2 protein-coding genes, 9 tRNA genes and 7 rRNA genes are annotated in these 13,784 nt (G+C 45.0%); 1 reads left to right on the forward strand and 17 read right to left on the reverse strand.

Annotated elements, in window-relative coordinates; all coding sequences use genetic code 11:
* Positions 1-888, reverse strand: a complete 888-nt coding sequence (pdxS, locus tag MHI13_RS10440) for a pyridoxal 5'-phosphate synthase lyase subunit PdxS (protein ID WP_017175298.1) — start codon at positions 886-888, stop codon at positions 1-3.
* Positions 889-983: 95 nt separating this feature from the next.
* Here pdxS and pdxR point away from each other — a divergent pair, with 95 nt between their 5' ends.
* Complete coding sequence (gene pdxR / locus MHI13_RS10445) at positions 984-2,354, forward strand: MocR-like pyridoxine biosynthesis transcription factor PdxR (protein ID WP_019835672.1); 1,371 nt, start codon at positions 984-986, stop codon at positions 2,352-2,354.
* A 199-nt stretch (positions 2,355-2,553) separates the two neighbouring features.
* Here the strand turns inward: pdxR and rrf (MHI13_RS10450) are convergent.
* The 16 genes from rrf (MHI13_RS10450) to rrf (MHI13_RS10525) form a co-directional block, all read right to left on the reverse strand.
* A 5S ribosomal RNA gene (gene rrf, locus MHI13_RS10450) occupies positions 2,554-2,668 on the reverse strand.
* A gap of 67 nt (positions 2,669-2,735) precedes the next feature.
* Positions 2,736-5,657: ribosomal RNA gene (locus MHI13_RS10455) — 23S ribosomal RNA — on the reverse strand.
* A 145-nt stretch (positions 5,658-5,802) separates the two neighbouring features.
* A tRNA-Ile gene (locus MHI13_RS10460) sits at positions 5,803-5,879 on the reverse strand.
* 99 nt (positions 5,880-5,978) lie between these two features.
* A 16S ribosomal RNA gene (locus MHI13_RS10465) occupies positions 5,979-7,529 on the reverse strand.
* Positions 7,530-7,744: 215 nt separating this feature from the next.
* Positions 7,745-7,859: ribosomal RNA gene (rrf, locus tag MHI13_RS10470) — 5S ribosomal RNA — on the reverse strand.
* A 67-nt stretch (positions 7,860-7,926) separates the two neighbouring features.
* Positions 7,927-10,848, reverse strand: a 23S ribosomal RNA gene (locus MHI13_RS10475).
* A 300-nt stretch (positions 10,849-11,148) separates the two neighbouring features.
* Positions 11,149-12,699, reverse strand: a 16S ribosomal RNA gene (locus MHI13_RS10480).
* A 122-nt stretch (positions 12,700-12,821) separates the two neighbouring features.
* Positions 12,822-12,897: transfer RNA gene (locus MHI13_RS10485), tRNA-Ala, on the reverse strand.
* Positions 12,898-12,912: 15 nt separating this feature from the next.
* Positions 12,913-12,986, reverse strand: a tRNA-Pro gene (locus MHI13_RS10490).
* A 23-nt stretch (positions 12,987-13,009) separates the two neighbouring features.
* Positions 13,010-13,086 (reverse strand) — tRNA-Arg (locus tag MHI13_RS10495).
* Positions 13,087-13,097: 11 nt separating this feature from the next.
* Positions 13,098-13,186: transfer RNA gene (locus MHI13_RS10500), tRNA-Leu, on the reverse strand.
* A gap of 7 nt (positions 13,187-13,193) precedes the next feature.
* A tRNA-Gly gene (locus tag MHI13_RS10505) sits at positions 13,194-13,268 on the reverse strand.
* Positions 13,269-13,290: 22 nt separating this feature from the next.
* Positions 13,291-13,363, reverse strand: a tRNA-Lys gene (locus tag MHI13_RS10510).
* A gap of 5 nt (positions 13,364-13,368) precedes the next feature.
* A tRNA-Thr gene (locus MHI13_RS10515) sits at positions 13,369-13,444 on the reverse strand.
* Between the two features lie 11 nt (positions 13,445-13,455).
* Positions 13,456-13,531: transfer RNA gene (locus tag MHI13_RS10520), tRNA-Val, on the reverse strand.
* A gap of 10 nt (positions 13,532-13,541) precedes the next feature.
* Positions 13,542-13,656 (reverse strand): 5S ribosomal RNA (rrf, locus tag MHI13_RS10525).
* The 16S, 23S and 5S rRNA genes sit together here with 9 tRNA genes alongside, the layout of an rRNA operon.
* Between the last annotated feature and the right edge of the window lie 128 nt (positions 13,657-13,784).

Here is a 13,784-nt window from a genome sequence, read left to right on the forward strand (position 1 = left end):
TTACCAACCACGCTCTTGCATACGTTCTTCTAATGAGATTTTATTTATATCTAAACCTTTCATTGCAGTTCCTAATTCAGCTGCTAATTTTCCAATTAATTCATAATCTTGATAATGAGTTGTAGCTTGAACAATAGCTTTTGCAAATTTTTCTGGAGCTTCAGATTTAAAAATACCTGAACCCACAAATACCCCATCAGCACCTAATTCCATCATTAAGGCAGCATCTTGAGGTGTTGCTACACCACCCGCTGCAAAGTTTACTACTGGTAAACGACCTTCTTCTTTAATTTGTTTTAATACATTATATGGTGCACCTAATTCTTTGGCATAAGTCATAATTTCATCGTCATTCATTACAGTTAGACGACTAACCTCAGAATTAACTTTTCTCATGTGACGTACAGCTTCTACAATATTACCTGTTCCAGGTTCTCCTTTAGTACGTAACATCGCTGCACCTTCGCCAATACGTCGTGCTGCTTCACCTAAATTACGGCAACCACAAACAAATGGTACAGTAAATTGATCTTTTCTTAAATGAAATTCTTCATCTGCAGGAGTAAGAACTTCAGATTCATCAATATAGTCTACACCCATAGCTTCTAATACACGTGCTTCTGTAATATGACCAATACGTGCTTTAGCCATTACTGGAATTGAAACAGCATTCATTACTTCTTCAACAATTTTAGGATTGGCACTACGTGCTACACCACCAGCTGCTCTAATATCAGATGGTACGCGTTCTAAGGCCATAACTGCTACTGCTCCAGCTTCCTCTGCGATTCTAGCTTGTTCAGCATTCACAACATCCATAATGACGCCGCCTTTTTGCATTTCAGCCATACCGCGTTTAACTCTTTCAGATCCTACAATTTTAGACATTTATAAAACCCCTTTTCAATTGATTAAATCCATTTTAAAATATAAACTGATGTTTAAAAAGGTACAATTTTAATAAAAAATTAGGGGTCAGATTTATGACGAAGAAAAAATCATTATATATTTCTTTATATGAAAAGCTAAAAAAACAAATTATTGAAGGTGTATATGAATCAAACGATAAATTTCCATCTAAAAGACAGTTGAGTCAACATTTATCACTTAGTCATACTACAATTGAGCATGCCTATCAGTTACTTTTAGATGAAGGATTTATATACTCAAAACCACGTTCAGGTTATTATGTTTCAGAAATTCAATCATTGCCAGTAACAAATAGTTACCCTGAAATAAGTGATATATTAGAAACTGATAAGACTACACAGAAAAATACGTATCAGTATCAATTCAATTTAGCTGAAATTGATGCTGAACATTTTCCTAACCATTTATTTAAAAGATATGCTAAAGAAGTATTTGAAGAAGAGCAACTTGCCCTTTTGAGTAAAGGAAGCGTTCAGGGAGAATTTAACTTAAGACAGCAAATTTCTCATTATTTATTTAATAGTAGAGGAGTATCTTGTCATCCAGATCAAATCATAATTGGCTCTTCAACTGAACAATTATTAAATATGGTCACTGATTTATTAAAAGATTCATCATTTATTATAGAACAACCTAGTTATCCACCAATTAAACATGTACTGGATAAGCATAGAATAAGTTATACACAAGCTAGAGTAGAAAAAGATGGAATTAATATCGATGAAGTCTTCCAAAAAAATAATGATATTTTATATATCACACCATCTCATCAATTTCCAACAGGATATGTGATGAGTTTAAAGAAGCGCACACAACTTATAAAATGGGCACAACAAAAGAAAGAACGATATATTATTGAAGATGATTATGATTCAGAATTTAGATATTTCGGAAAACCTATTCCAGCATTACAGAATTTAGATAAAAAACAAAAAGTAATATATATTAGTACATTTTCGAAATCGCTTTATCCAAGTTGTCGTATGGCATACATTGTCTTACCAAATAAACTGCTAAAATTATTCCGAGAGATGAAATACGTTGAAAGCAATACTGTGCCTGTACATCTACAACATATGGTAGCACAATTTATGGCAACTGGTAGCTTTGAACGTCATCTTAATAAAATGAGAAGAATATATAAAAATAAATTAACTTTTATTTTAGAAAAACTAACACCATATAAAGGACAATTGAAAATTGAAGGCGCACTAACAGGAATGCACTTCACACTTGTAGTTAAAAATAATTTAACATTAAATGAATGCATAAAAAGAACGAAAAAATGCAATCTTAAATTAACGCCTTATCCTTATAGCAACAAAAAAGCACAACCTCCTACCTTCTTAATTGGCTTTGGAGGTATCCCAGAAGAAAAATTAGAGAAGCATGTTAATGCGCTTATTAAAGCACTTACTGTTTAAATAGAAGAAATAAGTTCTGACTCATTTTGGATTGGTAGTCATTGAACGTGAACTTTTTTAAGAAAGTCACTATGCTAGCAATCCTTAGTGTATATTCATTTAGTCATCTTTTAATTAGTTATATATAGATATATATTTTAAAATAAAAAAAGAGACCTCACGGTCTCAATATCAGCTCATCGCATCCATACAATGATTTGCCTGGCAACGTCCTACTCTAGCGGAACGTCAGTCCAACTACCATCGGCGCTAAGGAGCTTAACTTCTGTGTTCGGCATGGGAACAGGTGTGACCTCCTTGCCATTGTCACCAGACAAATGAATGATTATACATTCAAAACTAGATAGTAAGTAAAGATTTGCGTCGCAAAACTTGAAAAAATTGATTAAGTCTTCGATCGATTAGTATTCGTCAGCTCCACGTGTCACCACGCTTCCACCTCGAACCTATTAACCTCATCATCTCTGAGGGATCTTATAACCGAAGTTGGGAAATCTCATCTTGAGGGGGGCTTCATGCTTAGATGCTTTCAGCACTTATCCCGTCCATACATAGCTACCCAGCTATGCCGTTGGCACGACAACTGGTACACCAGAGGTATGTCCATCCCGGTCCTCTCGTACTAAGGACAGCTCCTCTCAAATTTCCTACGCCCACGACGGATAGGGACCGAACTGTCTCACGACGTTCTGAACCCAGCTCGCGTACCGCTTTAATGGGCGAACAGCCCAACCCTTGGGACCGACTACAGCCCCAGGATGCGATGAGCCGACATCGAGGTGCCAAACCTCCCCGTCGATGTGAACTCTTGGGGGAGATAAGCCTGTTATCCCCGGGGTAGCTTTTATCCGTTGAGCGATGGCCCTTCCATGCGGAACCACCGGATCACTAAGTCCGTCTTTCGACCCTGCTCGACTTGTAGGTCTCGCAGTCAAGCTCCCTTATGCCTTTACACTCTATGAATGATTTCCAACCATTCTGAGGGAACCTTTGAGCGCCTCCGTTACCTTTTAGGAGGCGACCGCCCCAGTCAAACTGCCCGCCTGACACTGTCTCCCACCACGATAAGTGGTGCGGGTTAGAAAGCCAACACAGCTAGGGTAGTATCCCACCAACGCCTCCACGTAAGCTAGCGCTCACGTTTCAAAGGCTCCTACCTATCCTGTACAAGCTGTGCCGAATTTCAATATCAGGCTACAGTAAAGCTCCACGGGGTCTTTCCGTCCTGTCGCGGGTAACCTGCATCTTCACAGGTACTATGATTTCACCGAGTCTCTCGTTGAGACAGTGCCCAAATCGTTACGCCTTTCGTGCGGGTCGGAACTTACCCGACAAGGAATTTCGCTACCTTAGGACCGTTATAGTTACGGCCGCCGTTTACTGGGGCTTCGATTCGTAGCTTCGCAGAAGCTAACCACTCCTCTTAACCTTCCAGCACCGGGCAGGCGTCAGCCCCTATACATCACCTTACGGTTTAGCAGAGACCTGTGTTTTTGATAAACAGTCGCTTGGGCCTATTCACTGCGGCTCTTCTGGGCTTGCACCCTAAAGAGCACCCCTTCTCCCGAAGTTACGGGGTCATTTTGCCGAGTTCCTTAACGAGAGTTCGCTCGCTCACCTTAGAATTCTCATCTTGACTACCTGTGTCGGTTTGCGGTACGGGCACCTAATCTCTATCTAGAGGCTTTTCTCGGCAGTGTGAAATCAACGACTCGAGGAAACAATTTCCTCTCCCCATCACAGCTCAATCTTAAGAGTGCCGGATTTGCCTAACACTCAATCTCACTGCTTAGACGTACAATCCAATCGTACGCTTCGCCTATCCTACTGCGTCCCCCCATCGATTAAAACGATTATAGGTGGTACAGGAATATCAACCTGTTATCCATCGCCTACGCCTGTCGGCCTCAGCTTAGGACCCGACTAACCCAGAGCGGACGAGCCTTCCTCTGGAAACCTTAGTCAATCGGTGGACGGGATTCTCACCCGTCTTTCGCTACTCACACCGGCATTCTCACTTCTAAGCGCTCCACATGTCCTTGCGATCATGCTTCAACGCCCTTAGAACGCTCTCCTACCATTGTCCAAAGGACAATCCACAGCTTCGGTAATATGTTTAGCCCCGGTACATTTTCGGCGCAGTGTCACTCGACTAGTGAGCTATTACGCACTCTTTAAATGATGGCTGCTTCTAAGCCAACATCCTAGTTGTCTGGGCAACGCCACATCCTTTTCCACTTAACATATATTTTGGGACCTTAGCTGGTGGTCTGGGCTGTTTCCCTTTCGAACACGGACCTTATCACCCATGTTCTGACTCCCAAGTTAAATTAATTGGCATTCGGAGTTTGTCTGAATTCGGTAACCCGAGAGGGGCCCCTCGTCCAAACAGTGCTCTACCTCCAATAATCATCACTTGAGGCTAGCCCTAAAGCTATTTCGGAGAGAACCAGCTATCTCCAAGTTCGATTGGAATTTCTCCGCTACCCACAGTTCATCCGCTCACTTTTCAACGTAAGTCGGTTCGGTCCTCCATTCAGTGTTACCTGAACTTCAACCTGACCATGGGTAGATCACCTGGTTTCGGGTCTACGACCAAATACTATACGCCCTATTCAGACTCGCTTTCGCTACGGCTCCACATTTTCTGCTTAACCTTGCATCAGATCGTAACTCGCCGGTTCATTCTACAAAAGGCACGCCATCACCCATTAACGGGCTCTGACTACTTGTAAGCACACGGTTTCAAGTTCTCTTTCACTCCCCTTCCGGGGTACTTTTCACCTTTCCCTCACGGTACTGGTTCACTATCGGTCACTAGAGAGTATTTAGCCTTAGGAGATGGTCCTCCCAGATTCCGACGGAATTTCACGTGCTCCGTCGTACTCAGGATCCACTCAAGAGAGAATATATTTTCAACTACAGGATTATTACCTTCTTTGATTCAACTTTCCAGATGATTCGTTTAATATATTCCTTTGTAACTCCGTATAGAGTGTCCTACAACCCCAATAAGCAAGCTTATTGGTTTGGGCTCTTCCCGTTTCGCTCGCCGCTACTCAGGGAATCGAATTTTCTTTCTCTTCCTCCGGGTACTAAGATGTTTCAGTTCTCCGGGTCTGCCTTCTGACAAGCTATGAATTCACTTGTCGATAACACAACATAACTTGTGCTGGGTTCCCCCATTCGGAAATCTCTGGATCAACGCTTACTTACAGCTACCCAAAGCATATCGTCGTTAGTAACGTCCTTCATCGGCTTCTAGTGCCAAGGCATCCACCGTGCGCCCTTAATAACTTAATCTAATATAGTTATTAATCTGTGAGTGTTCTTTCGAACACTAGCGATTATTTTTTATGAATTCAAGCTTATTTAAAACTCTATTCACTCGGTTTTGCTTGGTAAAATCTATTTACTTACTTATCTAGTTTTCAATGTACAAATTTAATGGTGGGCCTGAGTGGACTCGAACCACCGACCTCACGCTTATCAGGCGTGCGCTCTAACCAGCTGAGCTACAGGCCCATTAAATATTTAAATGTTTAAAATAAACATTCAAAACTGAATACAATATGTCACGTTAATCCGTATCATCTCTATGAGATGTTCCGAATATATCCTTAGAAAGGAGGTGATCCAGCCGCACCTTCCGATACGGCTACCTTGTTACGACTTCACCCCAATCATTTGTCCCACCTTCGACGGCTAGCTCCAAATGGTTACTCCACCGGCTTCGGGTGTTACAAACTCTCGTGGTGTGACGGGCGGTGTGTACAAGACCCGGGAACGTATTCACCGTAGCATGCTGATCTACGATTACTAGCGATTCCAGCTTCATGTAGTCGAGTTGCAGACTACAATCCGAACTGAGAACAACTTTATGGGATTTGCTTGACCTCGCGGTTTCGCTGCCCTTTGTATTGTCCATTGTAGCACGTGTGTAGCCCAAATCATAAGGGGCATGATGATTTGACGTCATCCCCACCTTCCTCCGGTTTGTCACCGGCAGTCAACTTAGAGTGCCCAACTTAATGATGGCAACTAAGCTTAAGGGTTGCGCTCGTTGCGGGACTTAACCCAACATCTCACGACACGAGCTGACGACAACCATGCACCACCTGTCACTTTGTCCCCCGAAGGGGAAACTTCTATCTCTAGAAGGGTCAAAGGATGTCAAGATTTGGTAAGGTTCTTCGCGTTGCTTCGAATTAAACCACATGCTCCACCGCTTGTGCGGGTCCCCGTCAATTCCTTTGAGTTTCAACCTTGCGGTCGTACTCCCCAGGCGGAGTGCTTAATGCGTTAGCTGCAGCACTAAGGGGCGGAAACCCCCTAACACTTAGCACTCATCGTTTACGGCGTGGACTACCAGGGTATCTAATCCTGTTTGATCCCCACGCTTTCGCACATCAGCGTCAGTTACAGACCAGAAAGTCGCCTTCGCCACTGGTGTTCCTCCATATCTCTGCGCATTTCACCGCTACACATGGAATTCCACTTTCCTCTTCTGCACTCAAGTTTTCCAGTTTCCAATGACCCTCCACGGTTGAGCCGTGGGCTTTCACATCAGACTTAAAAAACCGCCTACGCGCGCTTTACGCCCAATAATTCCGGATAACGCTTGCCACCTACGTATTACCGCGGCTGCTGGCACGTAGTTAGCCGTGGCTTTCTGATTAGGTACCGTCAAGACGTGCACAGTTACTTACACGTTTGTTCTTCCCTAATAACAGAGTTTTACGATCCGAAGACCTTCATCACTCACGCGGCGTTGCTCCGTCAGGCTTTCGCCCATTGCGGAAGATTCCCTACTGCTGCCTCCCGTAGGAGTCTGGACCGTGTCTCAGTTCCAGTGTGGCCGATCACCCTCTCAGGTCGGCTACGTATCGTTGCCTTGGTAAGCCGTTACCTTACCAACTAGCTAATACGGCGCAGGTCCATCTATAAGTGATAGCAAAGCCATCTTTCACTATCGAACCATGCGGTTCGAAATATTATCCGGTATTAGCTCCGGTTTCCCGAAGTTATCCCAGTCTTATAGGTAGGTTACCTACGTGTTACTCACCCGTCCGCCGCTAACGTCAAAGGAGCAAGCTCCTCGTCTGTTCGCTCGACTTGCATGTATTAGGCACGCCGCCAGCGTTCATCCTGAGCCAGGATCAAACTCTCCATAAAAATTTATGATGTTTGATTAGCTCATAATACTAAATAGTGTTTGTAACATTTAAGTTACTTTATTGGAATTAACGTTGACATATTGTTATTCAGTTTTCAATGTTCATTTTCTTCAACACAAGAATTAATTATACTCGTTATTAACTTGAAAGTCAACAACATTTTTAAAAATATTTAATTAGCCACAAAAAAAGACCTGTCGGTCAAATGTGGTTGCCTGGCAACGTCCTACTCTAGCGGAACGTCAGTCCAACTACCATCGGCGCTAAGGAGCTTAACTTCTGTGTTCGGCATGGGAACAGGTGTGACCTCCTTGCCATTGTCACCAGACAAATGAATGATTATACATTCAAAACTAGATAGTAAGTAAAGATTTGCGTCGCAAAACTTGAAAAAATTGATTAAGTCTTCGATCGATTAGTATTCGTCAGCTCCACGTGTCACCACGCTTCCACCTCGAACCTATTAACCTCATCATCTCTGAGGGATCTTATAACCGAAGTTGGGAAATCTCATCTTGAGGGGGGCTTCATGCTTAGATGCTTTCAGCACTTATCCCGTCCATACATAGCTACCCAGCTATGCCGTTGGCACGACAACTGGTACACCAGAGGTATGTCCATCCCGGTCCTCTCGTACTAAGGACAGCTCCTCTCAAATTTCCTACGCCCACGACGGATAGGGACCGAACTGTCTCACGACGTTCTGAACCCAGCTCGCGTACCGCTTTAATGGGCGAACAGCCCAACCCTTGGGACCGACTACAGCCCCAGGATGCGATGAGCCGACATCGAGGTGCCAAACCTCCCCGTCGATGTGAACTCTTGGGGGAGATAAGCCTGTTATCCCCGGGGTAGCTTTTATCCGTTGAGCGATGGCCCTTCCATGCGGAACCACCGGATCACTAAGTCCGTCTTTCGACCCTGCTCGACTTGTAGGTCTCGCAGTCAAGCTCCCTTATGCCTTTACACTCTATGAATGATTTCCAACCATTCTGAGGGAACCTTTGAGCGCCTCCGTTACCTTTTAGGAGGCGACCGCCCCAGTCAAACTGCCCGCCTGACACTGTCTCCCACCACGATAAGTGGTGCGGGTTAGAAAGCCAACACAGCTAGGGTAGTATCCCACCAACGCCTCCACGTAAGCTAGCGCTCACGTTTCAAAGGCTCCTACCTATCCTGTACAAGCTGTGCCGAATTTCAATATCAGGCTACAGTAAAGCTCCACGGGGTCTTTCCGTCCTGTCGCGGGTAACCTGCATCTTCACAGGTACTATGATTTCACCGAGTCTCTCGTTGAGACAGTGCCCAAATCGTTACGCCTTTCGTGCGGGTCGGAACTTACCCGACAAGGAATTTCGCTACCTTAGGACCGTTATAGTTACGGCCGCCGTTTACTGGGGCTTCGATTCGTAGCTTCGCAGAAGCTAACCACTCCTCTTAACCTTCCAGCACCGGGCAGGCGTCAGCCCCTATACATCACCTTACGGTTTAGCAGAGACCTGTGTTTTTGATAAACAGTCGCTTGGGCCTATTCACTGCGGCTCTTCTGGGCTTGCACCCTAAAGAGCACCCCTTCTCCCGAAGTTACGGGGTCATTTTGCCGAGTTCCTTAACGAGAGTTCGCTCGCTCACCTTAGAATTCTCATCTTGACTACCTGTGTCGGTTTGCGGTACGGGCACCTAATCTCTATCTAGAGGCTTTTCTCGGCAGTGTGAAATCAACGACTCGAGGAAACAATTTCCTCTCCCCATCACAGCTCAATCTTAAGAGTGCCGGATTTGCCTAACACTCAATCTCACTGCTTAGACGTACAATCCAATCGTACGCTTCGCCTATCCTACTGCGTCCCCCCATCGATTAAAACGATTATAGGTGGTACAGGAATATCAACCTGTTATCCATCGCCTACGCCTGTCGGCCTCAGCTTAGGACCCGACTAACCCAGAGCGGACGAGCCTTCCTCTGGAAACCTTAGTCAATCGGTGGACGGGATTCTCACCCGTCTTTCGCTACTCACACCGGCATTCTCACTTCTAAGCGCTCCACATGTCCTTGCGATCATGCTTCAACGCCCTTAGAACGCTCTCCTACCATTGTCCAAAGGACAATCCACAGCTTCGGTAATATGTTTAGCCCCGGTACATTTTCGGCGCAGTGTCACTCGACTAGTGAGCTATTACGCACTCTTTAAATGATGGCTGCTTCTAAGCCAACATCCTAGTTGTCTGGGCAACGCCACATCCTTTTCCACTTAACATATATTTTGGGACCTTAGCTGGTGGTCTGGGCTGTTTCCCTTTCGAACACGGACCTTATCACCCATGTTCTGACTCCCAAGTTAAATTAATTGGCATTCGGAGTTTGTCTGAATTCGGTAACCCGAGAGGGGCCCCTCGTCCAAACAGTGCTCTACCTCCAATAATCATCACTTGAGGCTAGCCCTAAAGCTATTTCGGAGAGAACCAGCTATCTCCAAGTTCGATTGGAATTTCTCCGCTACCCACAGTTCATCCGCTCACTTTTCAACGTAAGTCGGTTCGGTCCTCCATTCAGTGTTACCTGAACTTCAACCTGACCATGGGTAGATCACCTGGTTTCGGGTCTACAACCAAATACTATACGCCCTATTCAGACTCGCTTTCGCTACGGCTCCACATTTTCTGCTTAACCTTGCATCAGATCGTAACTCGCCGGTTCATTCTACAAAAGGCACGCCATCACCCATTAACGGGCTCTGACTACTTGTAAGCACACGGTTTCAAGTTCTCTTTCACTCCCCTTCCGGGGTACTTTTCACCTTTCCCTCACGGTACTGGTTCACTATCGGTCACTAGAGAGTATTTAGCCTTAGGAGATGGTCCTCCCAGATTCCGACGGAATTTCACGTGCTCCGTCGTACTCAGGATCCACTCAAGAGAGAATATATTTTCAACTACAGGATTATTACCTTCTTTGATTCAACTTTCCAGATGATTCGTTTAATATATTCCTTTGTAACTCCGTATAGAGTGTCCTACAACCCCAATAAGCAAGCTTATTGGTTTGGGCTCTTCCCGTTTCGCTCGCCGCTACTCAGGGAATCGAATTTTCTTTCTCTTCCTCCGGGTACTAAGATGTTTCAGTTCTCCGGGTCTGCCTTCTGACAAGCTATGAATTCACTTGTCGATAACACAACATAACTTGTGTTGGGTTCCCCCATTCGGAAATCTCTGGATCAACGCTTACTTACAGCTACCCAAAGCATATCGTCGTTAGTAACGTCCTTCATCGGCTTCTAGTGCCAAGGCATCCACCGTGCGCCCTTAATAACTTAATCTAATATAGTTATTAATCTGTGAGTGTTCTTTCGAACACTAGCGATTATTTTTTATGAATTCAAGCTTATTTAAAACTCTATTCACTCGGTTTTGCTTGGTAAAATCTATTTACTTACTTATCTAGTTTTCAATGTACAATGTCATTAATTAATAATCACAATTAAGTATTATAACAAAATATAATAGTCAATGCAATATTCAATTAATCATGAATGTTTAAAAATAAACATTCAAAACTGAATACAATATGTCACGTTATTCCGTATCATCTCTACGAGATGTTCCGAATATATCCTTAGAAAGGAGGTGATCCAGCCGCACCTTCCGATACGGCTACCTTGTTACGACTTCACCCCAATCATTTGTCCCACCTTCGACGGCTAGCTCCAAATGGTTACTCCACCGGCTTCGGGTGTTACAAACTCTCGTGGTGTGACGGGCGGTGTGTACAAGACCCGGGAACGTATTCACCGTAGCATGCTGATCTACGATTACTAGCGATTCCAGCTTCATGTAGTCGAGTTGCAGACTACAATCCGAACTGAGAACAACTTTATGGGATTTGCTTGACCTCGCGGTTTCGCTGCCCTTTGTATTGTCCATTGTAGCACGTGTGTAGCCCAAATCATAAGGGGCATGATGATTTGACGTCATCCCCACCTTCCTCCGGTTTGTCACCGGCAGTCAACTTAGAGTGCCCAACTTAATGATGGCAACTAAGCTTAAGGGTTGCGCTCGTTGCGGGACTTAACCCAACATCTCACGACACGAGCTGACGACAACCATGCACCACCTGTCACTTTGTCCCCCGAAGGGGAAACTTCTATCTCTAGAAGGGTCAAAGGATGTCAAGATTTGGTAAGGTTCTTCGCGTTGCTTCGAATTAAACCACATGCTCCACCGCTTGTGCGGGTCCCCGTCAATTCCTTTGAGTTTCAACCTTGCGGTCGTACTCCCCAGGCGGAGTGCTTAATGCGTTAGCTGCAGCACTAAGGGGCGGAAACCCCCTAACACTTAGCACTCATCGTTTACGGCGTGGACTACCAGGGTATCTAATCCTGTTTGATCCCCACGCTTTCGCACATCAGCGTCAGTTACAGACCAGAAAGTCGCCTTCGCCACTGGTGTTCCTCCATATCTCTGCGCATTTCACCGCTACACATGGAATTCCACTTTCCTCTTCTGCACTCAAGTTTTCCAGTTTCCAATGACCCTCCACGGTTGAGCCGTGGGCTTTCACATCAGACTTAAAAAACCGCCTACGCGCGCTTTACGCCCAATAATTCCGGATAACGCTTGCCACCTACGTATTACCGCGGCTGCTGGCACGTAGTTAGCCGTGGCTTTCTGATTAGGTACCGTCAAGACGTGCACAGTTACTTACACGTTTGTTCTTCCCTAATAACAGAGTTTTACGATCCGAAGACCTTCATCACTCACGCGGCGTTGCTCCGTCAGGCTTTCGCCCATTGCGGAAGATTCCCTACTGCTGCCTCCCGTAGGAGTCTGGACCGTGTCTCAGTTCCAGTGTGGCCGATCACCCTCTCAGGTCGGCTACGTATCGTTGCCTTGGTAAGCCGTTACCTTACCAACTAGCTAATACGGCGCAGGTCCATCTATAAGTGATAGCAAAGCCATCTTTCACTATCGAACCATGCGGTTCGAAATATTATCCGGTATTAGCTCCGGTTTCCCGAAGTTATCCCAGTCTTATAGGTAGGTTACCTACGTGTTACTCACCCGTCCGCCGCTAACGTCAAAGGAGCAAGCTCCTCGTCTGTTCGCTCGACTTGCATGTATTAGGCACGCCGCCAGCGTTCATCCTGAGCCAGGATCAAACTCTCCATAAAAATTTATGATGTTTGATTAGCTCATAATACTAAATAGTGTTTGTAACATTTAAGTTACTTTATTGGAATTAACGTTGACATATTGTCATTCAGTTTTCAATGTTCATTTGATATTAATTAAATGGTGGAGACTAGCGGGATCGAACCGCTGACCTCCTGCGTGCAAAGCAGGCGCTCTCCCAGCTGAGCTAAGCCCCCATATTTTTAAAGAAGTCGGGAAGACAGGATTCGAACCTGCGACCCCTTGGTCCCAAACCAAGTGCTCTACCAAGCTGAGCTACTTCCCGTATATTAAATTGATAATTTTAAATGGCGCGCCCGATAGGAGTCGAACCCATAACCTCTTGATCCGTAGTCAAACGCTCTATCCAGTTGAGCTACGGGCGCTATATTTAAATTGGTGCCGAGGACCGGAATCGAACCGGTACGGTGATCTCTCACCGCAGGATTTTAAGTCCTGTGCGTCTGCCAGTTCCGCCACCCCGGCAAAATAATGGAGCGGAAGACGGGATTCGAACCCGCGACCCCCACCTTGGCAAGGTGGTGTTCTACCACTGAACTACTTCCGCATATTAAAATAAATCGTATGAGTGAGCCATAGAGGATTCGAACCTCTGACCCTCTGATTAAAAGTCAGATGCTCTACCAACTGAGCTAATGGCTCAAAGATGGTGCCGGCCAGAGGACTTGAACCCCCAACCTACTGATTACAAGTCAGTTGCTCTACCAATTGAGCTAGGCCGGCTGAAAAGTAAATGGTGGAGAATGACGGGTTCGAACCGCCGACCCTCTGCTTGTAAGGCAGATGCTCTCCCAGCTGAGCTAATTCTCCTATCAAGTAAGCCTGGCAACGTCCTACTCTAGCGGAACGTCAGTCCAACTACCATCGGCGCTAAGGAGCTTAACTTCTGTGTTCGGCATGGGAACAGGTGTGACCTCCTTGCCATTGTCACCAGACAACAACTTACTTAAACAAGTATATTACTAATTAATTAATTTTTCAATAGTTAATTTTACACTTTATTAAAATTCTTTTTACAAGCGTTTTACAAAATTAACTTTCGTTTTTGACGACTTTTATATCT

It is taken from the genome of Staphylococcus sp. FSL K6-0223 (genome assembly GCF_038008285.1).